Source organism: Streptomyces nigrescens (assembly GCF_027626975.1).
Lineage (GTDB): Bacteria > Actinomycetota > Actinomycetes > Streptomycetales > Streptomycetaceae > Streptomyces > Streptomyces nigrescens.
The window spans coordinates 1,299,074-1,321,933 of the sequence record NZ_CP114203.1 but is presented as its reverse complement, the minus strand read 5'-3'; the positions used below and the strand labels follow the sequence as shown (position 1 = coordinate 1,321,933).

Sequence of the window (22,860 nt, the reverse complement as noted above, 5' to 3'; positions counted from 1 at the left end):
GAGTGCTGTTCGTCGTCCCGCCGCTGGCCGGGCACGTCAACCCCACCCTCGCCGTCGCCGCCGAACTCGCCGCGCGTGGCCACCAGGTCGCCTGGACCGGTCCCTCCGCGGCCCTGGCGCCGCTGCTCCCCACCGGCTCCCTGCTGTACCCGGCGGGGGACCGGGACGCGGACGACGGCCATGACCTGGGCGGCGCGCGATGGCGTGATCTGCGGGGCATCGCCGCCCTGCGCTTCCTGTGGGCGGAGGCCCTCATCCCGCTCGCCCGCGCGATGCTGCCCGGTGTGCACACCGCCGTCGAAACCTTCCGTCCCGACGTCATGGTGTGCGACCAACAGGCCCTCGCCGGACCGCTGGTGGCACGCCGGCACGGTCTGCCCTGGGCGACCTCGGCGACCACCTCGGCGGAGATCATCCGGCCGTTCGACGACTTCCCGAAGGTGGGGGAGTGGGTGAACCTCCGCATCGCGGCACTGCTCGCCGAGTGCGGTGCGCCCGGCGGCTGGGACCCGCGCTTCTCCCCGCACCTCGTCCTGGTCTTCTCCACCCCCGCGCTCATCGGTGACGGCGGGCCCGAGCGGACCGCGGCGCACGTACAGGACGCGGCAAACGGCTTCGCGGGGCGCTATCCGCCGCACTACGCCTTCGTTGGACCCGCCTTCGGCGCCCGCCCGCCCGCCGGCGACTTCCCGTGGCGCCGGCTCGACCCCGGGCGCGCACGGGTGCTCGTCTCGCTGGGCACCCTCAACCGCGCGGCGGGCGCCCGCTTCTATCCCGCGGTACTCCGCGCCGCGGACGCCCTCGCGGACCGGGCGCAGCTGATCCTCGCCGCCCCGGCCGACCTCGCCGGAGACATTCCGCCGCACATGCTGCACCAGGAGTACGTCCCCCAGCTCCGGCTGCTGCCGCACCTCGACGCGGTGCTGTGCCACGGCGGCCACAACACCGTGTGCGAGGCACTCGCGTACGGGCTGCCGCTGGTGGTGGCACCCGTACGCGACGACCAGCCGATCGTCGCCCGCCAGGTGGCCGAGGCCGGGGCGGGCGTGCGGGTGCGCTTCGGCCGGGCCCGTACGGACGAACTGCACCAGGCCCTGACCGCCGTGCTGGACGACCCGGCCCACCGCCGTGCGGCCCGCCGCATCCAGGCGTCCTTCGCCGCGGCGGGCGGTGCCGCCACCGCGGCCGACCGTCTGGAGAAACTGCCGCCCGGACCGCGCCCCGGCCCGTCCGCACCCGGCACCGCCCCGACCCAGAACGAGAAGGGACCGTGAGCCAGATGACGCGAGCGCACCGTTCGGGACACCGCACGCGATGGGCGGCGGCCGTCGCCGTGACGGCCCTGGGCGCGGGCACCGTACGCGCCCGCCGCCGGCTCGCCGCGCTGCCGGTGCTCGACCCCGCCGGGCCGTACGACCCCGCGCGGCCCCCGCTCCCCGGCTGGCAGCTGATCACCGCGCCCGGTGTCGTGGCCGACGAGGCGACCCTGCGTGCCGCGGTCGCCCACGCCACGCGCGAAGGACTGCGCGTCGTGGACCTGGTCCCGGCCCATCTGGACGCCGAGAGCGTCCTCGGTCTGCTCCGGCTGCTCGACCCGGCGGCCCACCGCACGGACCGGTGCGCGCCGGGACACGGCGCGGGCCACGCCCTGCTGGTGGCCGACGAGATCCACCGGCGGGCCGGGCTCGACACCGAGGCGCCGCCGCCCTCGGTGGCCGGCCTGATCCGCCTGCTCCGCACCCTCAAGGAGTACGCCCCGGACGCCACCGGCTGGGCCATCGCCCCCGGTCTGCGGTCGCCGCACCCCGACCCCGCCCGGCGCGCCGAGGAGCTCCGCGCCCGGGGCCTCCCGCCTGCCCTCCTGTCCGCCGCCCAGCTGGCAGGCCTGGCGCTGCTGGCCAAGTGCGCGCTCTCGCAGCCGCGTTGGGGCGCTGCGGCGGCCGCCCTGTACTGGCTGCAGCCCGCCGCCGTGCTGAGCCCGGCCCGTGGCCTGCGCCCCGCCGGCCTGGCCCGCGCCACCGCGTCCCGTCCGCTGCGCTCCCTGTCCGCCGCGCTGCGCACCCTGGCCACCCCGCCCGCCGAGCCGCCCCGGGCCGCCGGCACCGCGGCACGCCACGCCGCGTACACCGCCGACCTCGCGGCCGGCACCGACCGCTTCTTCGAACCCCGCCGCGCCGACTGCCCCTGGTGCTCGGCACCCGACCCCGTCGTACGGGTCCGGATGCCCGACCTCCTCCAGGGCAAGCCCGGCCGCTTCACCCTGGAGGAGTGCCGCCACTGCGGCCATGTCTTCCAGAACCCCCGGCTCACCCCGGACGGACTCGACTTCTACTACCGCGACTTCTACGAAGGCCTCGGCGGCGAGGGCGCCGCCCTGGTCCTCGGCCGGATGAGCGCCACCTACCGCGACCGCGCCGAGCTGCTCCGGCCCTTCACCACCCCCAGGAACTGGCTCGATGTCGGCACCGCCGCGGGACACTTCTGCAACGCCGCCCGCGCCGTCTGGCCCGGCACCCGCTTCGACGGGCTGGACATGGGCGAAGGGGTCCACGAGGCCGAAAAGCGGGGCTGGATCACCACCGCCTACCAGGGCCAGTTCCCCGATCTCGCCGACCGGCTCGCCGGCCGCTACGACACCGTGAGCATGCACCACTACCTCGAACACACCCGGGACCCCCTCGCCGAACTCGACGCGGCCGTCAAGGTCCTGGCCCCCGGCGGCCATCTGCTGATCGAGCTCCCCGACCCCGAGTCCCGCATCGGCCGTCTGCTCGGCCCCTACTGGCTGCCCTGGTTCCAGCCCCAGCACCAGCACCTGATGCCGGCCGGAAACCTCAAACAGGCCCTGGCGGCCCGGGGCTTCACCGTCCTCGCCGAGCAGCACGGCGCCGCCCACCAGAACAACGCCGACTTCCTCGGCGCCGTCGCCCTCGCCGCCAACCGGCTCACCCCCGACCCGCAGGCGCCCTGGGCCACCATCCCCGCCACCCGCACCCGCCGCGCCGCCCGAAGTGCCGTACAGGCCATGGCGGTTCCCGGCTACGCCGCCGCCCTCGCCCTCGACAACCTGCGCACCGCGCTCGCGCGGGCCACCGACGGCGGCAACGCCTACCGGCTGCTCGCCCGCAAAGAGCTGGGATGAACGCGGTGGACCTGGCCCGCCGCGCGACGGCGGCCCCCCTGCTGCGGCTGCTCGCCCATGGCTTCGCGACGGCCTACCACCGCCTGCCCGAAGCGGTCTGGCGGGCACCGTACGCCTTCCGGCTCACCGCGCCCCCCGCCCCGCGCCGCACCGGTACGGCGCCCCGGACCGGCTGGGTCGCGGCGGCCAACTGGCATGTCGCCGCGGCCGTCGCCCCGCGCGACGACGGAATGCTGCGCTGCGGCTCGCACCAGCACCCGGCCGAGACCGCCGAACTCCCGCTGACCGGACCGGCCGGCCGCGCCCCCGACTGGGCGGCCCGCCCGTACGCCGCGCTGCGCGCTCTCGCCGCCGCCGGAATCGGCAGGGGCGGCGCCGATCTGCAGGTGGACGTCACCTTGCCGGACGCCGTGGGGCTGTCCGTCGCCGAGCCGCTGGAGTGTGCGGCCGCGCTGGCGGTCGCGTCCCTGCACGCCGACGGGGGCGGCTGCCCGCCGCACCGCGCACAGCTGGCGCGTCTGCTGACCACCGCCGTGCCCGGCGACGACGCGCTGCGCCGGGCCGTGCTCTTCGCCCGGACCGGCCGGCTGCTCGCGCCCGACGGCAGCCATCAGCCGCTGCGCGCCCCGGACGGCGGACCGGAACCGAGCCTGCTCCTGGTGACCGCCCGCCGCTCCGCCGGCGACCCAGCGGCCACGGCCACCGGCCTCGCCACCGCGGTCCACGACGCCCTGCGCGCCGGTGCCTGGTCCGCCTCATGGCCGGGACGGCGGCCGGGCCGCAGCGTGCTGCTGCTGATGCCGCCCGACCGGCGCGCCGCGGTCCGGGCCGCGGTCGCCGACGCCTGCCGCCGCTGTGAACTGCCCGTACCGCGCTTTCTGCGGATCGCCGTCGCGGACGCGGCCCGACGCGAGGACTGACACCCGGCACCCACCTGCTCCGCACCCCCCGACTGGGCCCGCCCCCCACCGGGCCCACACCCCCTCGGACAAGGAGCTGACACCTGATGAAACGACCAGCGATCCACCTGCGCAGAGCGCTCGTCGCGCTACTCGGCACGCTCGGCCTGCTCGCCGTCGCCTCCGCGGCGGACGCGCGGACCGTGCGGTCCGCGCTGCCGTCCTACGACCATGTCGTGATCGTGGTCTTCGAGAACAAGCAGTACGGCGAGATCATCGGCAACTCCCAGGCCCCCTACCTCAACCAGCTCGCCCAGACCGGCGCCGGACTGACCGGCATGAAGGCCCTGACCCACCCCAGCCAGCCGAACTACTTCAACCTCTTCTCCGGCGCCACCCAGGGCGTCACCGGCGACGGCTGCTACACCGCGCAGTCGTTGTCCGCGCCCAACCTCGCCCAGGAGCTGATCGCGGCCGGCAAGACCTTCGCCAGCTACAACGAGGGTCTGCCGAGCGAGGGCTCCACGACCTGCTCCAGCGGCCGGTACGCGCAGAAGCACAACCCCTGGTTCGCCTTCAAGAACGTCCCGGTGACCACCGGCAAGACCTTCGCCCAGTTCCCCAAGGACGACTTCACCAAGCTGCCGACGCTGTCCTTCGTCATCCCGGACATGTGCAACGACATGCACGACTGTTCCGTCGGCAGCGGCGACACCTGGCTCAAGAACAACCTCGACTCCTACGCCCGGTGGGCCAAGGACCACAACAGCCTGCTGATGGTGACCTGGGACGAGGACAACTACCTCGGCTCCAACCGGATCGCGACCGTCTTCCATGGAGCCCACGTCAAGCAGGGCACGGTGGGCGGCGCCTACAACCACTTCAGCCTGCTGCGGACCTTCGAGGACATGTACGGCACCGGCCACGCGGGCAATGCCGCCACCGCCACCCCCGTCACCGCGGTGTTCGACACCGGAGGCACCGAGCCGCCCGGCGACGAAATCGAGCTCACCACCCCCGGTCCGCAGACCTGCCGCTTCGGCCAGGGCTGCACCGTCCAACTGGCCGCCACCGGCGGCAAGCCCCCGCTCACCTACGACGCCACCGGCCTGCCGCTGGGCCTGACCCTCGACGCCGCGAGCGGCCGGATCGGCGGCAGGCCCTGGCAGACCGGCACCTTCCCGGTCACCGTCACCGCCACCGACTCCTCGGGCGCCACCGCCACCGGCGACTTCCCGCTCACCGTCAACTGGTTCTGACCGGCGGACCGGCCCGGGGAGGCACCCGCACACGCCACAGGCCACCCCCGCAAGGGTGGCCTGTGGTCTCTCGCCCGCCGCGACGGGCGAGACGGTGCTGCTCGGGGGCGACCGCCGTCAGCGGCGCCGCACCAGCGGGAACGGCAGGGTCTCGCGGATCGACAGACCCGTCAGGAACATCACCAGCCGGTCCACGCCGATGCCCAGACCACCGGTCGGCGGCATCGCGTACTCAAGGGCCTGCAGGAAGTCCTCGTCCAGCTCCATCGCCTCCGGGTCACCGCCGGCCGCCAGCAGCGACTGCGCGGTGAGCCGCCGGCGCTGCTCGACCGGGTCGGTCAGCTCCGAGTAGGCGGTGCCCAGCTCGGTGCCGAACGCGACCAGGTCCCAGCGCTCGGCCAGCCGCGGGTCCTTGCGGTGCTGCCGGGTCAGCGGCGAGACATCGGTGGGGAAGTCCTTGTAGAACGTCGGGAGCTGGGTCTTCTCCTCCACCAGGCGCTCATACATCTCCAGCACGATGTCGCCGCGGCCCATCTCCGGCTTCACCGGCACCGCCGAGGCATGGCACAGCCGGCGCAGCCGGTCCGGCGCGGTGTCCGCGTCGACCTCCTCGCCGAGTGCCTCGGAGATCGCGCCGTAGACCGTCTTGACCGGCCAGATACCCGAGATGTCGTGCTCCACCAGGCGGCCGCTCGCATCCGCCTTACGGGCGGTGGCGGTGCCGAACGCGGCGATCGCCGCGCCCTGGATCAGCTCCCGGGTCAGATCGAGCATCACGTCGTAGTCGGCGAACGCCTGGTACGCCTCCAGCATCGTGAACTCGGGGTTGTGCTTGTAGGAGATGCCCTCGTTGCGGAACGTCCGCCCCATCTCGAAGACCTTCTCCATACCGCCCACGCACAGCCGCTTGAGATACAGCTCCGGCGCGATCCGCAGATACAGATCGAGGTCGTAGGCGTTGATATGGGTGTGGAACGGGCGGGCGTTGGCGCCGCCGTGGATCTGCTGCAGCATCGGCGTCTCGACCTCCAGGTAACCCCGGTCGATCAGCCCCTGGCGCAGCGCCTGCACGGCCGTGCTGCGCGCCCGTACGTTCTCCCGCGCGTCCGTCGAGACGACCAGGTCCACATACCGCTGGCGGACCTTGGCCTCCGGGTCGGACAGACCGCGCCGCTTGTCGGGCAGCGGCCGCAGGCACTTGGCGGTCAGCCGCCACCGGGTGACGAACAAGGTCAGTTCACCGCGGTCGCTGGTGCCGACCTCGCCCTCCGCCTCGACATGGTCACCGAGGTCGATGTCCGAGCCGAAGCGGTCCAGCAGCTCCTTGCCGCTGCCGTCCCGGGTCAGCGCGACCTGGAGATCGCCCGACCAGTCGCGCAGCACCGCGAAGAGCACTCCGCCGTGGTCACGGGTGAGCAGCACCCGTCCGGCGACGCTGACGGACTTGCCGCTGCGCGTGCCGGGCGTCAGGTCCGGATACTCGTCGCGGACCTGACCGAGGGTGTGCGTCCGCTGCACGCCCACCGGATACGGGTCGGTGCCGGCCTCCCGCAGCCGCTCCAGCTTGCGGTGGCGCACCCGCACCTGCTCGGGCAGCGCGGCCAGCTCCTGCTCGTGGCGCTCCTCCTCGGTGGCCGGGGCGGTCTGCACCAGGCCGAGTTCGTCCAGCGACGGCAGGCCCGCGGTGCTGGCCGGGGCCAGCACCCGCTTCTTGTGCCCCTTGCCCCACAGTTTGCCCAGGCTCGGCACGGCCACGAAGCCCTCGGCGATACCGGAGGCCAGACCGATACGGGCCAGCGCACCGGCGTCCGCGTAGCACAGGAACCGCGGATACCACTCCGGGTTGTACTTCGCGTTGGAGCGGTAGAGCGCCTCCAGCTGCCACCACTTGGAGAAGAACAGCAGCAGTCGGCGCCAGAACTTCAGCACCGGACCGGCACCGATCCGGGCGCCCTCCTCGAAGGCGGACCGGAACACCGCGAAGTTGAGCGAGATCCGCCGTACGCCCATCGAGCCCGCCTGGGCGCACAGCCGGGCCACCATGAACTCCATGACGCCGTTGGGCGCGGAGCGGTCACGGCGCATGACGTCCAGCGAGATGCCGTCCTTGCCCCACGGCACGAAGGACAGCAGCGCGATCATGTTGCCGTCGCCGTCGAACGCCTCGGCCAGCAGGCACTCCCCGTCCTCCGGGTCGCCCAGCCGGTCCAGCGCCATCGAGAAGCCGCGTTCGGTCTCGGTGTCCCGCCAGGCGTCGGCCCGGTGGATGACTTCCTGCATCTCCTCGTCGGTGAGCGCGGAGTGGCGCCGCACGCGGAAGGTCGCACCGGTCCGCTCGACGCGGTTGACGGCCTGGCGGGTGACCCGCATCTCCCGGCCGTCCAGGTCGAAGTCCTTCACATGCAGGATCGCCTCGTCGCCGAGCTGCAGCGCCCCGAGGCCGCTGCGGGCGAACGCCTTGGCGCCGCTCTCGCTCGCACCCATGACGGCGGGCTGCCAGCCGTACCGGCCGGCGACCTCCAGCCATGCCTCGATGGCCTGCGTCCACGCCTCCCGGTCACCGACCGGGTCACCACTGGCCAGACAGACACCGGCCTCGACGCGGTAGGTGACGGCGGCCTTGCCGCTGGGGGAGAAGACCACGGCCTTGTCGCGGCGGCTGGCGAAGTAGCCGAGCGAGTCCTGGCTGCCGTAGCGGTCGAGCAGTGCCCGGATGCGGGCCTCCTCGTCGCCGTGCAGCGCGGCCTCCATCCGCTGCGAACGGAACAGCGTGGCCGCGGCGTTGAGCAGTGCCAGCGCACCGAGCAGGCCGAGGACGGCGCTGATCCAGTGCGGCGGATGGCCCTCGACGATATGACCGCCGACCAGCCCGCCGCAGACGCGGTTGGCCGTCCACAGCAGCCGGTTGGCGGCGCCGGGCTCCAGCGTGCCGGGGGCCAGCGACACCAGTCCCCAGCCGATCAGCACCGCGGCCACGAGTCCGCCGGCCAGCACCAGGATCGCGCGCAGGAACGCGCCCCGCCGGGTGATCGCGTAGAACTCGCGGTGCGAGACGAGCAGCAGCACCAGCGCCGCCGCACACAGCACCAGCGAGAACGCGAACTCCCAGTACCCGTGGGCCAGGAAGAGCGCGTCGGCCAGGGTGACCAGCACCATGTAGGCCACCACGAACCACAGCGCCACGCGTTTCCGGGCGGTCATCGCCGCGCCCAGGAGGAAGAGGAACGCCGCATAGGCGAAGTTCGGTGCCACCGGGATGGTGAGGGTGTCCAGCCAGTAGATCACCGGGTGGAGTCCGCGCCGGAGCGGCCCGATCAGCGCCGTCAGGGCACAAAAGAGCCCCAATACGCTGAAGATGATGGCGAAGCCATTGGGGACACGGCGCCGGAAGCGCCGCCACCCCGTGAGTTGATCCTGGTCCTGCACGGTGCTCATTCCGTCACATTAGGCTCTGAAAGGGGTCAGCTGCTCGACACGGGGGCGCTGTTTCTGTGCCACGGGGATCAGCCGTCATTCCAGTCTCCGATCCCGGTGGTGTGGTCGTCTTTCCCTCGTACGGAGGATGCGGTGACCCCGGCGGGGTCACCCACGTGGACCTTGCCACAAACCCGTCCCATGTCCGAGTCGGTGCAACTCCGGCTGATGGTGAAGTTCAGGTCATAGTCGCCGGTGAAGAAGCGGCCGCCGCCGGAGTCCACCCCGTCGAGTTCCGCCCGCAACGTGACCTCGGTACCCGGTTTCCAGTGCTGGGCGGCCCGCCAGGTCACCTGGTCCATGCCGTTGCGGTCCTTCGCCCAGTCCCAGGAACCGGTCGTCCGGCTGTTGGTGGTGACGCTCAGGTGGCGCTCCACCGCGGCCCGGTCGGTCACCGGCTGGTCGAAGGTGAGCGTGAGCAGCCGGTCGACGGCGACCACGCCGTCCTGTACGCCGGGGTCGAGCACCAGGGTGTTCAGCCGGGCCGCCCTCGCGGTGGTGAGCGACTCCTTGGCCGCGCCGACACCGCCCTCGGCGCTCTTGGTCCTGGCGACGACGGAGTACTTGGTGGCCGGGGCGATCTTGGCGCTGGAGGTCCAGACGGTCCCGCCGCTCCCGAGTCCGCCGGGCAGTCGCCGCCCCCTGGGGTCGGTGACCGTCACCTCGGTCAGTACGCCGCCCTCCGCGGTCACTTTGAGCTTGTCGCCGGCCTGCACGGTCCTGGTGCCGCCGGCCGCCGCCAGCGCCACCTTCACCGGGTCACCCACGGGCGCCGGCGCCGCGAAGCCCGCGCAGGCGCTGAGCGCGCCCGCGCCGACCACCGTGACCACGGCGAGCGCGACGCGCGGGGGCCGGGTCGGCCGGCGGCGGGGGAAGGGGGAGCGGCTCATCTGGGGGCTTTCCGTCTGCGAGTGGGGGGGAGGGCGGCGGTGTCGGCCGCTAAGACGCCAGATCGCCACACTCCGTTGCAGGGAGTGACGTGATCCACGCCACAGTGGCCGGGTGGGTTGTCCGGCCCGCGCCGCCGCCGTTCTCCGGCGCCCGGCCGCCGGCCCGCGCCGCCCGTCCGTGACCCGCAGTGATCACCCGATCGGAGCACCCGCACGAGAACCGGACATAGACTGAAATACGCCAAACTGGCCACCCCTTGCCGCCCGTTCGGGCGGCGGTTGAGGAGGTGTGCGTCCCATGGCTATTTCCATCTCGGTCGTACTGCTGCTGGTGGTCCTGACCGTGATCTTCCTGCGCAGCGGCAAGCTCAAGTTCTCGCACGCCCTGGTGTGCGCGCTGCTCGGTTTCTATCTGGCGAGCAGCAGCCTCGCCCCGGACATCCACCAAGGACTGTCCGGCGCCGCCGATGTGGTGAGCAGTCTGCGTCCGTGACGGTGGCGGCCTACCGGAACCTCATCCTCGCCACCACCGGTTGTGCGGTCACCTTCTGGGCCTGGAACCTGCTCCCCCCTCTGAGTCACACCTTCAGGACCGGCCTGAGCCTGACCGGCACCGAGACCGCGGCGCTGGTGGCGGCGCCGCTGCTGGTCGGCTCGCTGGGCGGGGTGCCGGTCGGCGCGCTCACCGACCGCTTCGGCGCCAGGGTGATGTTCCCGCTGGTCTCGGGCCTCACCATCGTGCCGGTGCTGCTGCTCATCCCCGCCAGGCAGTCCTTCGCCATGCTGCTCGCGGTGGGTTTTCTGCTCGGGCTGGGCGGCACGACGTTCGCCATCGGCGTCCCCCTCGTCAACGCCTGGTTCCCGCCCCGCAGGAGGGGCCTGGCACTGGGCATCCTCGGGACGGGCACGGCCGGTATCGCCCTCTCCGGCTATCTGACCCCGCGCATCCACCACTACGACGAGAACCTCCCCTATCTCGTCGTCGCCACGGCGCTCGCCCTCTTCGCCTTCCTCGGCGCCCTGATGATCAGCGACCATCCGGACCAACACCTTCCGCGGACCTCGGCGGCCGCCCGGCCATCCCGGGCCGGGCGGCTGCGGGGCACCTGGGAGCCGGCCGCGCTGTACGCGATCGCCTTCGGCGGCATCGTCGCGGCGGGCGTCTATCTGCCGGTCTATCTGCGGACCTGGTACCACCTCGGTGTCACCGAAGCGGGCACCGGGGCGGCCGGCTGTGTCCTGGTCGCCGCCTTCTTCCGGCCCCTCGGCGGCTGGTGCGCTGACCGGGTCCACCCGGCCGTCGTCACCGCCTGGTCGCTGGGCGCGGCCGCCCTGTGCGCGATCATCCAGGCCTTCGACCCGGCGCTGAACCCGGTGGGCGCCGTCGACCTCCTGGTCATGGCGGCCGGCCTGGGCGCGGCCGCCGGCGCGGTCGTCGCGCTGGTGGCGAGGGTGACGCCCCAGGAGCGGATCGGCGGCGTCGCCGGCATCGTCGGCGCGGCCGGCGGCCTCGGCGGCTTTCTGCCCGCGCTCGTCCTGGGCGCGGTCCACCGCGGCAAGGGCACCTACTCCCTCGGCTTTCTGCTGCTCTCCGACCTGGCGCTGGCCGGCGGTGTCTACGCCCTGGCCCGGATGCGCACCGCGGGCGCCGCGCCCGCCGGCGGGTCCTGACCGGCGGCGGCCCCGGGCCTCACCCGGCGGAGAACACCCCGAGCGCATTGGGCACCGGCCGCTCCGCGCCCCCCGACGGATGGTTGCGGACCGTGGCCCCGTACGCGTCACCGGTGACCAGGGTCGACGACCCGCCGCCGTCCAGATCCATCGCGTCCCGCGCACCCAACTGCGCCATGAGGTCCGCCAGTTCACGCACCGTCAGGCCGGTCTGGCCCGGTGCCCCGTCCAGCGCCATGAGATACAGCAGCCGGCCGCCCGCCCCGATCCCCGCGGAGGTGCGCACCGCCACCGCGATCGTGTCCAGACCGGCCACCGGAGCGCCGTCCCGCACGATCGGGAAGCCGCCCACCGCGCAGCGCAGCCGGCCGTGCCCCCGGCCGACGAGGTACGAGCTGACGCTCACCGGCTCACCGATCCGCAGCGTGCGCAGCCGCCGCGCTCCTTCCTCCCGGCCCACCAGCACCACACTGCCCACCGCCACCCCGCCGGCGCCCGGCACGTCCCCGACCGCCGTCACCCGGCCGTGCCGGACCGTCACCTCCGCGGTCTCCGCACTGCACGGCGCCGCCCGGTCGGTGTCCGTACCGCAGGTGGCGCGCACCCGGGACGCCGGACCCCACTGCGGGGTGTACGCGCCGATCCCGCCGACCGGCAGCGCGTACTGGTTCAGTCCGCGCAGCGGCAGCGTCCCCTCGCCGGTCAGCACCGCACCGCGCAGCGTCAGCCGGTCCAGCCGGGCGCGGCGGTCGTAGCCGACGCCGAGGACGTCCTCGGTGGTCGCGCCGGGCGGCATGACCGGCCCGAACCGCTGCCCGTCGGGCACCGCGCCCTTCAGCTGCCGCCCCGAGGCCACCGCCGGGCCGACCGAGGCGCCGGTCGCCTGCACACCCGGGTGCTGGGTCTCGGTGATATTGAAGAAGTCACCGTTGACCGCCCCCACCGCCCGGCGCTCCGCGGCCAGTTGGGAGACCGGCGACCGTGCGCCGACCGCCCCCGGATACAGCAGATCCACCGAGACCCGCGGATCAGCCAGATCGACGGTCAGCAGATGCCCGTGCACGGTGCCGCGCGGCAGCGTCATCCGGAATTCGCCGTAGGCCACACCGGGTGCCACCGACGCGGCACCGGAGCGGTGGAGGCCCGCGCCCGCGGCGGTGGCCGGCGCCCCGGCCGCCACCCCGCCGCCGGCCAGCACACTCCAGGCCATGAGCACCGTCAGCACCGCGCGCACTCGACCGAATCGCCGTTTCACGATCCCCCCTGACGTCACGCCAACTGTCCCAGGTGCCGAAGACGCTCACTATGGCCCGGAGATGTCATGAATCGGTACACCCGCGGAACGGCCGCCGTGTCGCCGGCCGCCGTCCCCGCCGCGGGCCGTGTTCATCCGGCGTGCTGCCAGGAGACCTCGTTGACCAGCTGCAGATAGCGGGCCCAGTCCCAGAACTCACCGGGGTCGGTGTGGTCGGTGCCGGGGACCTCGACATGGCCGATGATGTGCTCCCGGTCCTTGGGAATCCGGTACCGGTCACAGATGGCGGCGGTGAGCAGCGCGGACTGCTCGTAGAGCGGGTCGGTGAACCACGTCGGGTCATCGATCCAGCCCTCGTGCTCGATGCCGATGCTGCGGGTGTTGTAGTTCCAGTTCCCGGCGTGCCAGGCGACGTCCCGCTCGCGTACGCACCGGGCGATATAGCCGTCGGCGGACCGTACGACATAGTGCGCGGCCGCCTTGTGCGCCGGGTCCTGGAACAGCTTGAGGGTGTCCGCGTAGGTCTCCTGGGTCACATGCACCACGACGGTCTCGATCGGATACTGCGTAGGGCGTTTGGCGGTGGTGAAGTTGCCCGGGCTCGCCGGAATCCATTCGACCGGGGGGTAGGTACCGCCGGGTGGTGTCCGCCGGTGCGCGGCGGCACCGGCGGTGGCCGAGGTGAGGGGGGTGAGTGCGGCGGACGCGGCGAGCGCGGCCGCACCGGTCAGCAGGCGACGGCGGGCCGGGCGGTGGGGGGCGGGCTCCATGTGAACTCCTGACAAGGACCGAGGGGGGTGGTCGCGTACATGTCACGCACATGCGGTGCGTTCATGATGCGCAACAGGGCACGCCCTGCCAAGGGAATGGCCGTTCTGCCAATGGCTTGACCAAAGGCGGAACGGCGCAGGTCAGGAGTGGCGAGATACCTGATCGGACGTCACTCGGGTGCCACGCCGACGGCGCTGACGGCCGCTCGTGGGCGCGGCACCCGGGGCCCGTGGACCCGCCGGTCAGTGACCGATCTCGACGTCCTCCAGAATGCCCAGCGCGTCCGGCACCAGTACCGCCGCCGAATAGTAGGCGCTGACCAGGTAATTGATGACCGCCTGGTCATTGATGCCCATGAAGCGCACCGACAGACCGGGCCGGTACTCGTCCGGGATGCCGGTCTGGTGCAGCCCGACCACGCCCTGGTTCTCCTCGCCGACCCGCAGCGCCAGGATCGAGCTGGTCTGGTCCGGGGTGATCGGGATCTTGTTGCAGGGCAGCAGCGGAATGCCCCGCCAGGCGCGGACCGCGGTGCCCTCGCACTCCGCGGTGGTCGGATAGATGCCCCGGGCGTTCCACTCCCGGCCGATGGCCGCGATCGTCCGCGGATGCGCCAGCAGGAACTGGGTCTTGCGACGCCGGGAGATCAGCTCGTCCAGATCGTCGGGGGTGGGCGGACCGCTGCGGGTGTGGATGCGCTGCTTGAGGTCGGCGTTGTGCAGCAGCCCGAACTCGGGGTTGTTGACCATCTCGTGCTCCTGGCGCTCCCGTAGCGCCTCCACGGTCAGTCGCAGCTGCTGGTCCAGCTGGTTCATCGGGTCGTTGTAGAGATCGGCGACCCGCGAATGCACCTTCAACACCGTCTGGGCCACGCTGAGTTCATACTCCCGCGGCGCCAGTTCGTAGTCGGCGAAGGTGCCCGGCAGGGCCGGTTCGCCGACATGGCCCGCGGCCAGCTCGATGGCCGCCTCACCGTGCTTGTTCTGCGCCGGCACCAGCGCCGCACCGACCTCCGCGAGGTGGCCGCGCAGCGACTCCGACCGGCCCAGTACCTCCTCCAGGTCGCTGCGGTACAGGGTCAGCGCGGTCACCCGGGTCACCGCGCGTACGGAGTGCTCCCACTCCGCGTCCGCGGTCAGCAGCGCCGCCGCACCGATCGCGTCACCGTCGGCCAGCACCCCCAGCACGGTCTCGTCGCCGTACTTGCCGGCGCCGATACGGTCCAGCTTGCCGTGCGCGATCAGCACGATCCGGTCCGTCGGTCCGCCCGCCCGGGCCAGCACATCGCCGGGCGCGAACTCCCGCTGGACGAAGCGGTCCGCCAGCGCCTCCAGCGTCGCGGTGTCGGCGTAGCCGCGCAGCGGCGCCAGCTCGCGCAACTCCGCCGGGATCACCCGGACTTCGGAGCCGGTCGAAACGAATTCCACCCGGCCGTCACCGAGGGTGTGGGTAAGCCGGCGGTTGACGCGGTACGCACCGCCGGAGACCTGGGTCCAGGGCAGGATGCGCAGCAGCCAGCGGGAGGAGATCCCCTGCATCTGCGGCACGGTCTTGGTCGTGGTCGCCAGCTTGCGCGCTGCCGCGGTGTCCAGGCTGGAGCGGATCTGCTCGCTCGCGGACTCCTGCGGGCCGGACGTCGGGTCCACCGATGTGGTCATGAGGAAGGCTCACCTGTTCTTGTCTGTGCTGTGCGTAGACCGGTGCGGTACGGAGAAATGCCCGCGCGTCAGGGCGGCGAGAACTGCCGCTCCCCGGGCGCGCCGGTTTTCTGCCGGGAGTCGTTCAGTGGCCGATCTGTACGTCGTCGAGAACACCCAGCGCATCGGGCACCAAAATGGCCGCCGAATAATAGGCGCTGACCAGATACTTGATGACCGCCCGGTCGTCCAGGCCCATATAACGCACCGAAAGGCCCGGCTCGTATTCATCGGGAATTCCGGTCTGGTGCAGGCCGACGACGCCCTGCTTTTCCTCGCCGGTGCGCAGCAGCAGAACGGAACTCGTCCGCTCCTTCGTCACCGGAATCTTGTTGCACGGGAAAATCGGCACCCCGCGCCAGGAGGGCAGCGAATGACCCATGAAATCAACCGCGGTCGGGTACAGTCCGCGGGCGCTGCACTCCCGTCCGATGGCGGCGATCGTCAGGGGGTGGGCGAGCAGGAAGCCCGGGTCCTTCCAGACCGTCGCGAGCAGATCGTCGAGGTCGTCGGGGGTGGGCGGGCCGGTGCGGGTGTGGATGCGCTGCTTGAGGTCGGCGTTGTGCAGCAGCCCGAACTCGGGGTTGTTGATCATCTCGTGTTCCTGGCGCTCCCGCAGCGCCTGGACGGTCAGCTTGAGCTGCTCCTCGACCTGGTTCATCGGGTCGCTGTAGAGGTCGCCGACCCGGCTGTGGGTGCGCAGCACCGTCTGCGCCACGCTGAGTTCGTACTCCCGGGGCGTCAGGTCGTAGTCGACGAAGGTGCCGGGGAGGGACGGCTCGCCATGGTGCCCCGAGGCGACCGAGACCGCCGATTCCCCACTCGCGTTCATCGGCTGCGCAGAGCCCTGACGGGCCGTCGCCAGATGCTCGCGCAGCCCGGGGGAGCGGTCGATGACCTCCTGCGCGGCCTGCCGGGACAGTGTCATGACGGTCACCCGGGTCACCGCGCGATAGCTGAACCCCCAGGTCGCCTCGGGGTCGGTGAGCGGCTCGTCGCCGAGGTGATCCCCGCCGGCCAGCGCTTCGAGCACCGCGTCCTCGCCGTATTTGCCGGTGCCGATACGGTCCACCCGGCCGTGTACGAGCAACACCAGCCGGTCGCCCGGCCCGCCGGCCTCGGTGATCAGTTCACCGGGCGCGTATTCCTGCTGGGTGAAGCGGTCGCCGAGGGCCGCCAGCACCTCGGTATCGGTGAACTCCCGCAGCGCGGGCAGCTCGCGCAGCTCGTCCGGAATGATCGCCACATCGCTGCCGCTGGTGTCGAAATCGATGCGCCCGTCGCCGAGGGTGTAGCTCAGCCGGCGGTTCACGCGATAGGTGCCACCGGACACCTGCACCCAGGGCAGCAGCCGCAGCAGCCACCGGGAAGTGATGCCCTGCATCTGCGGTGCGGTTTTGGTGGTGGTCGCCAAATTCCGTGCCGCGGTGGTACTCAGGCTGGAATTCTGGGAGTCTTCCGCGCTGTCGTGCAGCGATTCGTCGGCAATCGTCACCATGCCACCTATCTCTTCGAGGGTGCTGTGCGGCCGCCCCGAAACCCCGTTTCAAGGCAGTCCCGCGGCAACCCGCCGAACCGAAGGTAGTGGTGCTGTTTTTATCGGCACAATCGCTCGATTGGGTGGCATGGAATTCCCGCTCCATGGAAAGGTTTAGCGGGCTCAATTCCGGGGAGAGTGTGCCGGGGCGCAGGAATGGAGGGGGTCGTCCAGGACGCCCTGGAGCGCGGCGTGCGCCGCCCCGAGCAGCGGTCCGTCGGCGCCCAGCCGCGACACCCTCACCCCTGGCCCGCCGGCCCGCCCGTCCTCCGCCGTGACGGCCGTCCGCAGCGCCAACTCCCGCTCCAGGGACGGCAGGACCCAGGGCGCCAGCCCGGCCAGCGCACCCCCGAGGACCACCGCCTGCGGATCGAGCAGATTTACCGCCCCGGCGAGCGCGATGCCCAGCGCCGTCCCCGCCTCGTGCAGGGCGTGGACGACGGCGGCGTCCCCGTCGGCGGCCCGGCGCGCCAGCAGACCGATACGGGCACCCGGCCCCGGATGGGCCGCCGCCCGCTCGGTGGTGAGCCCGCCCGCCCGCAGCACGGCCTGTTCCCCCGCGTACTGCTCCAGACAGCCACGCCCGCCGCAGTCGCACGGCGGGCCGTCCGGATACACCGGCACATGCCCCAGCTCACCGGCGAACCCCCGGGCGCCCCGCAGTAGTTGACCGTCCACGACGACCGCGGCGCCGATCCCGATCTCCGCCGACACATGCACGAAGTCCGGCGGCGGGGCCGGCCGGCCGGCGTCCCCGCCCAGCCGGAGTTCGGCCAGCGCGCCGAGGTTGGCCTCGTTCTCGACGGTCAGCGGGATGGCGAAGGAGCCCTCCTCCGGGGCCGTTGCCCCGGCGAGCCCCGGTGCGAGATCGGCCGCCCGCCAGCCGAGGTTGGGGGCGTGCACCACGGTCGTCGCGTCACGGGCCACCAGACCGGGCACCGCGACCGTCAGCCCGGCCGGCCGCAGCCCCTCGGCGGCGATCTCCGCGGTCACCTCGGCGAGCAGGGCGGACAGGTGCCGCAGCACCGGCCCGGGAGCGCGGTGCCGGTTCGCCGCGTCGGCCGCCACCCGGGCCCGGACCCGCCCGCGCAGATCGACGGCGCACACCGCCAGATGGTCGACGCCTATCTCGGCCCCTATCCCGGCCGGGCCGCGGTCGCTGACCGCCAGTTCACTGCCTGGCCTGCCCCGGCCGCCGGTCGCCGCCCGCCCCGTCTCGACCAGCAGCCCGGCCCGCAGCAGCTCGTCGACGAGCGGGGCCACCCCCGCCCGGGTCAGCCCGATGCGTGCCGCGACCGCGGCCCGGGAGAGCGGACCGTGCGCGGCCACGGTCCGCAGCACCCGGGCCAGATTGCGCCGCCGGATGCCGTGCTGGGTGTCGCCGCCGGACGCGGTCACAGGGTCTCCTCCGGGTGCGGGCGGGAGCCGGTGTCCCTCCTGGTCCACGGCTTCGGGGGTGCGGTCACCGCCGTAGCAGCGGCGCGCCGTCGACGAGGGTCGCCGTCAGCCGCTCCCAGGCGGCCTCGTCCCGCGGCCGCGCCTCGTACTCCGCGCCGCGCGCCGTCTCCCAACGGCGGGCCACCGCCGCCGGATCCTCCTCCAGCAGCAGCCCGGCCGCCTGCGCCGCCGCCCCGAGCGCCACCAGCTCCCGCGCCTCGGGCACCACCACCGGGCGGCCCGACAGCCGGCGCACGGTCTCCCGCCAGGCCCGGCCCCGCGCCCCGCCGCCGATCAGCAGCAGCGGCGCATCGGGCGCGGCGTCCGCGTCCAGCACCCGGTCCAGCGCCTGCAGCAGGGTGAACACCGCGCCGTCGTAGGCGGCCTGGAGCAGCTGACCGCCCGTGGTGTCGTGCCGCAACCCGTGCACCAGACCCGAGGCACCGGGCAGATTCGGGGTGCGCTCACCGTCGAGGAACGGCAGCATCACCACCTCGCCCCCGTCCTCCACGGACTCCCGGTCGCGACCGAGCAGCGCCGCCACCCGGTCCACGGCGAGCGTGCAGTTGAGGGTGCAGGCCAGCGGCAGCCAGTCGCCGCGGGCATCGGCGAAGCCCGCCACCGTGCCGGTCGGATCGGCGGGCCTGTGGGTGGAGACCGCATAGACCGTCCCCGAGGTGCCCAGGCTCAGCACCGGCCGGCCGGGCCGCAGGCCCAGGCCGAGCGCGGCCGCCATGTTGTCCCCCGTGCCGGCGGCCACCAACGCCCCCTTGGGCAGCGGCAGATGACCGGCGTGTACGGTCCCGGCGGCCTCGCCCGGCAGCGCCACCCGCGGGAGCAGCGCGGGGTCCAGCCCGATGTGCGCCAGGATCTCCGCGTCGTAGGACTCGGTGGACGACGCCCACCAGCTGGTCCCGGACGCATCGCCGCGATCGGTGACGGCCTCGCCGGTGAGCCGCTCGGTGAGGTAGTCGTGCGGGAGCCGTACCGCGGCGGTGGCGGCGGCCGAGGCCGGCTCGTTCGCCTTCAGCCAGGCCCACTTGGCCACCGTGAACGCCGGGCCCGGCACGCTCCCGACCCGGTCCGCCCAGGCCGCCGCGCCGCCCCGCTCCGCGATCAGGCGCTCGCTCTGGGGCGCCGGCCGGACGTCGTTCCACAGCATGGCCGGACGCACCGGCGCACCGGCCGCGTCCAGGGTGACCAGCCCGTGCTGCTGCCCGCCGACGGACACCGCCGAGGCCTGCCGCGCCGCGTCGCCGCACTGTGCCAGCGCCTCGCCCAGTGCCTGCCACCACTGCCGTGGGTCGCTCTCCTTGCCGGCGCCGCCGCTGACCGTGTGCGGCGCCTGGCCCCGGGCGATGACCGCACCGGTCACCGCGTCCACGACCAGCGCCTTGGTGGACTGTGTGGAGCTGTCCACCCCGACGACCAGCGGTCCCGCTGCCTGTGCGCCCATCGTGCACTCTCCCTCGGCGGCCCGTCGTCCATGGTCTCGGTCCAGGGGGTTCCCCGGTGTGCTGTCGCATATTAGTTTGGCCGCGGCATAATTTGTAAAGCGCCTTGACGAAATGATCGAGGGAGTCACGATGAGCCGTCAGCCCGTGCCCGGGGACAAGTTCAGCTTCGGCCTGTGGACCGTCGGCTGGCAGGGCCGTGACCCCTTCGGTGACGCCACCCGCCGCGCCCTGGACCCCGTGGAATCGGTGCACCGCCTCGCCGACCTCGGCGCGTACGGCGTCACCTTCCACGACGACGATCTGATCCCGTTCGGCGCCGGCGACATCGAGCGCGAGGCGGCCGTCAAACGCTTCCGGCAGGCGCTGGACGCCACCGGCCTGATCGTCCCGATGGCCACCACCAACCTCTTCACCCACCCCGTCTTCAAGGACGGCGCCTTCACCGCCAACGACCGCGGCGTCCGCCGCTACGCCCTGCGCAAGACGCTCCGCAACATCGACCTCGCCGCCGAGCTGGGCGCCCGCACCTATGTCGCGTGGGGCGGCCGGGAAGGCGCGGAGTCCGGCGCGGCCAAGGACGTACGAGCCGCCCTGGACCGGATGAAGGAGGCCTTCGACCTCCTCGGCCAGTACGTCCTCGAGCAGGGCTACGACCTGAGGTTCGCCCTCGAACCCAAGCCCAACGAGCCGCGCGGCGACATCCTCCTCCCCACCGTCGGCCACGCCCTCGCCTTCATCGAGCGGCTGGAGCACCCCGAGCTCTACGGCGTCAACCCCGAGGTCGGCCACGAGCAGATGGCCGGGCTGAACTTCCCGCACGGCATCGCCCAGGCGCTCTGGGCGGACAAGCTCTTCCACATCGACCTCAACGGCCAGAGCGGGATCAAGTACGACCAGGACCTCCGCTTCGGAGCGGGGGATCTGCGCTCCGCCTTCTGGCTGGTCGACCTGCTGGAAACGGCCGGCTACGACGGGCCGCGGCACTTCGACTTCAAGCCGCCGCGCACCGAGGACCTGGACGGTGTCTGGGCCTCGGCGGCCGGCTGTATGCGCAACTATCTGATCCTCAAGGAGCGCGCGGCGGCCTTCCGGTCCGACCCGGCCGTCCAGGACGCGCTGCGGGCCGCGCGCCTGGACCAGCTGGGCCGCCCCACCGCCGAGGACGGCCTGGCCGGTCTGCTCGCCGACGGCACCGCCTACGAGACCTTCGACGTCGAGGCGGCGGCGGCCCGCGGGATGGCCTTCGAGCATCTGGACCAGCTGGCGCTGGAGCACCTGCTCGGGGCGGTGTGAGAGGCCGCCCCCGGGCCGGTCCGCTCACCCGAAGAGCCCGCGCAGGAACGCGATCTCGGCGGCCCGCTGCTCACCGCCGCCGCCCTCATGGGCGTTGAACCGCCACACCTTCAGTTCCTTCTCGCCCGCGTAGTGATGGAACGCGGCGAAACCGGTGGACGGCGGCGCCACTTCGTCGCGCAGGGCCGTGCCGAAGAGCGCCGGGGCGGTGGCGCGGGCGGCGAAGTTCAGGCCGTCGAAGTGGTCCAGGGTGAGCAGCGCGGTGTCGATCCGGTCGCGCGCACCCGCGAAGTAGCGGGTGAGTTCGCCGTACGGGCCGACATCGGTGATCTCGACCGCGCGGCGGATGTGCGTCAGGAACGGCGCATCGATCAGCGCACCGGCCAGACCGGGGACCAGGCCCGTCATGGCCAGGGCCACGGCACCGCCCTGGCTGTGGCCGGCGACCACGATCCGGTCGGTGTGCACCGCGTGATGTCCGCGCGCCGCCTCCACGGCCCGTACCGCGTCGGTGAACAGCCGCCGGTAGTAGTAGCCGTAGGGATCGAGCAGCCCCTGGGTCAGCTTGCCGGGTACGCCCGGATTGCCGGAGGCGACCGGATCGGGGGTGTCACCAGGCCGGTTGGGGCCGCTCTGGCCCCGGGTGTCCATGACCAGGGTGGCGTACCCCGCCGACGGCCACAGCAGCCAGTCGTGCGGCAGCAGCCGGCCACCGCCGTATCCGAGGTACTGGACGACGCAGGGCAGCGGCCCCTTGGCGGCGCGCGGGAGCAGGAACCAGCCACGGATGGGGTGCCCGCCGAACCCGGCGAACGTCACGTCATAGGTGCGGAGCAGGGCGAGCCCCGCATCGATCTCGGTGAAGCGCGCGTCGAGGTCATGGGTACGGGCCTCGACGAGAGTGCGCCGCCAGAACGCCTCAAAACCGGCCGGCTCGGGACGCGGTGGGCAGTAGGTGCGCAGCGCGTCCAGGGGAAGGTCGGTGAACACGGAAAACCTCCGAGCCGTAGGCTGGCTTGTTGTCTGTCGCCAACGGTGCCCAGGGTCCGGACAATTCAGACGTGAATTGTTCCAGGTTGGTCACCGAGTCCCGTAAAACCGAGTGAAGAAGTAATCATTTCGCCATGAGCTTTCCTCCGCCTCCGCCGCCGAACCAGCCGAATCAGCCGAACCAGCCGCCCCACCCCGCCCCGGGCGGCTTCGGCCCGCCGGCCGGTGCTTACGGTCCGGGCGATCAGGGCCAGGGAGGCTACGGCCCGGGTGGCTACGGTCCGCCCCCGGGTGGCCACCAGGCCCCCGGCGGCTACGGCCCGCCCGCGGGCGGCTTCGGCCCGCCCGGCCCCGGCGGCCCCGGCGGCCCCGGCGGCCCCGGCGGCCCCGGCGGCTGGCAGCAGCCGCCCGGCCCGCCCGGCGGTGGCGGCAACGGCAAGACCATTGCGGCGATCATCGGCGGCGGGGTGCTCGTGCTGGCCGCCGTCATCACCGTCATCGTCGTGAGCAACAGCGACGACAGCGGCAACCACCGTGCCCAGCCGTCCGGTTCGAGCACCAGCGCCACCCCGTCCGAGAGCGCGTCCCCGACGCCCTTCGGCGATCCGACGCCCACCGCGACGCCCACCGACAGCGACTTCGAGAGCTCCCTGCCGACGCCCTCCAACGGCAAGATCCCCTTCTATCTGCTGAAGGTCGGCGACTGCTACGACCGCCCGGCGGGCGGCGGCGGCACCAACGACGAAGCCTCCTGCAACGGCCCGCACGACGCCGAGGTCGTCAGCACCCACCGTCTGGGGTCCGGACTCACCACCGAGTCGGACATCAAGGACAAGGCCTCGTCGCTGTGCCGCAACGAGCTGGAGCGCAAGGCGGCCCGGCAGCCCGCCGGCACCGCCGAGGGCACCTACGTCCAGTACCCTAACCTCAATGGCTACAAGCTCGGCATCAAGACCATCAGCTGCAGCCTGGCGGGCAACGGCACCATGACCAAGAAGCTCACCAAGCCGCTGTCCTGAACCGGGGCGGAGGACGGCGGACCTCTACGGGGTGAGGGCGGAACGCCACCTTTGCGGTGTTCCGCCCTC

General features: G+C 72.8%; 17 protein-coding genes. 8 read left to right on the top strand and 9 right to left on the bottom strand.

Annotation, left to right across the window (positions count from 1 at the left end):
* The first annotated feature begins 2 nt into the window (after window positions 1-2).
* The 4 genes from STRNI_RS06075 to STRNI_RS06060 all read left to right on the top strand — a co-directional run bounded on the left by STRNI_RS06075 (window position 3) and on the right by STRNI_RS06060 (window position 5,300).
* The gene (locus tag STRNI_RS06075) at window positions 3-1,274 is read left to right on the top strand and encodes a glycosyltransferase (RefSeq protein ID WP_277413201.1); all 1,272 of its coding nucleotides are present in this window, start codon (window positions 3-5) and stop codon (window positions 1,272-1,274) included.
* A 5-nt stretch (window positions 1,275-1,279) separates the two neighbouring features.
* The gene (locus STRNI_RS06070) at window positions 1,280-3,142 is read left to right on the top strand and encodes a class I SAM-dependent methyltransferase (protein ID WP_277410712.1); all 1,863 of its coding nucleotides are present in this window, start codon (window positions 1,280-1,282) and stop codon (window positions 3,140-3,142) included.
* A complete protein-coding gene (locus STRNI_RS06065; RefSeq protein ID WP_277410711.1) occupies window positions 3,139-4,062 on the top strand; it encodes a galactokinase in 924 nt (307 codons plus the stop codon). The genes STRNI_RS06070 and STRNI_RS06065 overlap by 4 nt, the downstream gene beginning before the upstream one ends.
* 86 nt (window positions 4,063-4,148) lie before the next feature.
* A complete protein-coding gene (locus tag STRNI_RS06060) occupies window positions 4,149-5,300 on the top strand; it encodes an alkaline phosphatase family protein (RefSeq protein WP_338149717.1) in 1,152 nt (383 codons plus the stop codon).
* A 117-nt stretch (window positions 5,301-5,417) separates the two neighbouring features.
* Here STRNI_RS06060 and lysX read toward each other — a convergent pair whose 3' ends face one another.
* Together lysX and STRNI_RS06045 are read right to left on the bottom strand one after the other, a co-directional pair.
* Window positions 5,418-8,735 (bottom strand): bifunctional lysylphosphatidylglycerol synthetase/lysine--tRNA ligase LysX, encoded by a 3,318-nt coding sequence (gene lysX, locus STRNI_RS06050; protein WP_277410710.1) that lies wholly within the window; start codon window positions 8,733-8,735, stop codon window positions 5,418-5,420.
* 68 nt (window positions 8,736-8,803) lie between these two features.
* A complete protein-coding gene (locus tag STRNI_RS06045) occupies window positions 8,804-9,664 on the bottom strand; it encodes an Ig-like domain-containing protein (RefSeq protein WP_277410709.1) in 861 nt (286 codons plus the stop codon).
* Between the two features lie 298 nt (window positions 9,665-9,962).
* Between STRNI_RS06045 and STRNI_RS06040 the strand changes: the two genes are divergently transcribed.
* Window positions 9,963-10,157, top strand: a complete 195-nt coding sequence (locus STRNI_RS06040) for a hypothetical protein (RefSeq protein ID WP_018088533.1) — start codon at window positions 9,963-9,965, stop codon at window positions 10,155-10,157.
* On the top strand, window positions 10,154-11,335 hold the full coding sequence (locus tag STRNI_RS06035; protein ID WP_277410708.1) for an MFS transporter: 1,182 nt from the start codon (window positions 10,154-10,156) through the stop codon (window positions 11,333-11,335). The genes STRNI_RS06040 and STRNI_RS06035 overlap by 4 nt, the downstream gene beginning before the upstream one ends.
* Window positions 11,336-11,354: 19 nt before the next feature.
* Here STRNI_RS06035 and STRNI_RS06030 read toward each other — a convergent pair whose 3' ends face one another.
* The 6 genes from STRNI_RS06030 to xylB all read right to left on the bottom strand — a co-directional run bounded on the left by STRNI_RS06030 (window position 11,355) and on the right by xylB (window position 19,488).
* Complete coding sequence (locus STRNI_RS06030; RefSeq protein ID WP_277413199.1) at window positions 11,355-12,569, bottom strand: phosphodiester glycosidase family protein; 1,215 nt, start codon at window positions 12,567-12,569, stop codon at window positions 11,355-11,357.
* Window positions 12,570-12,721: 152 nt separating this feature from the next.
* The gene (locus STRNI_RS06025) at window positions 12,722-13,360 is read right to left on the bottom strand and encodes an N-acetylmuramoyl-L-alanine amidase (RefSeq protein ID WP_159484813.1); all 639 of its coding nucleotides are present in this window, start codon (window positions 13,358-13,360) and stop codon (window positions 12,722-12,724) included.
* A 243-nt stretch (window positions 13,361-13,603) separates the two neighbouring features.
* Window positions 13,604-15,019, bottom strand: a complete 1,416-nt coding sequence (locus STRNI_RS06020) for a family 2B encapsulin nanocompartment shell protein (protein WP_018088537.1) — start codon at window positions 15,017-15,019, stop codon at window positions 13,604-13,606.
* A 124-nt stretch (window positions 15,020-15,143) separates the two neighbouring features.
* Window positions 15,144-16,556: a family 2B encapsulin nanocompartment shell protein gene (locus STRNI_RS06015; protein ID WP_277410707.1), complete on the bottom strand. Its 1,413-nt coding sequence runs from the start codon at window positions 16,554-16,556 to the stop codon at window positions 15,144-15,146.
* A gap of 162 nt (window positions 16,557-16,718) precedes the next feature.
* Complete coding sequence (locus tag STRNI_RS06010; protein WP_159484809.1) at window positions 16,719-17,993, bottom strand: ROK family transcriptional regulator; 1,275 nt, start codon at window positions 17,991-17,993, stop codon at window positions 16,719-16,721.
* Between the two features lie 64 nt (window positions 17,994-18,057).
* Window positions 18,058-19,488: a xylulokinase gene (gene xylB, locus STRNI_RS06005; RefSeq protein ID WP_277410706.1), complete on the bottom strand. Its 1,431-nt coding sequence runs from the start codon at window positions 19,486-19,488 to the stop codon at window positions 18,058-18,060.
* Window positions 19,489-19,618: 130 nt separating this feature from the next.
* On the opposite strand from xylB, the gene xylA reads away from it, so the two are divergent.
* Window positions 19,619-20,782 carry a xylose isomerase gene (gene xylA, locus STRNI_RS06000; protein ID WP_093645774.1) on the top strand — a complete coding sequence of 388 codons (1,164 nt, stop codon included), beginning with the start codon at window positions 19,619-19,621 and terminating at the stop codon, window positions 20,780-20,782.
* 24 nt (window positions 20,783-20,806) lie between these two features.
* Here the strand turns inward: xylA and STRNI_RS05995 are convergent, their stop codons facing one another.
* Entirely contained in the window at window positions 20,807-21,772 is a 966-nt protein-coding gene (locus STRNI_RS05995; RefSeq protein ID WP_266444161.1) for an acetylxylan esterase, read from the bottom strand.
* A 134-nt stretch (window positions 21,773-21,906) separates the two neighbouring features.
* Here STRNI_RS05995 and STRNI_RS05990 point away from each other — a divergent pair, with 134 nt between their 5' ends.
* A complete protein-coding gene (locus STRNI_RS05990) occupies window positions 21,907-22,791 on the top strand; it encodes a hypothetical protein (protein WP_277410705.1) in 885 nt (294 codons plus the stop codon).
* Window positions 22,792-22,860: the final 69 nt, after the last annotated feature.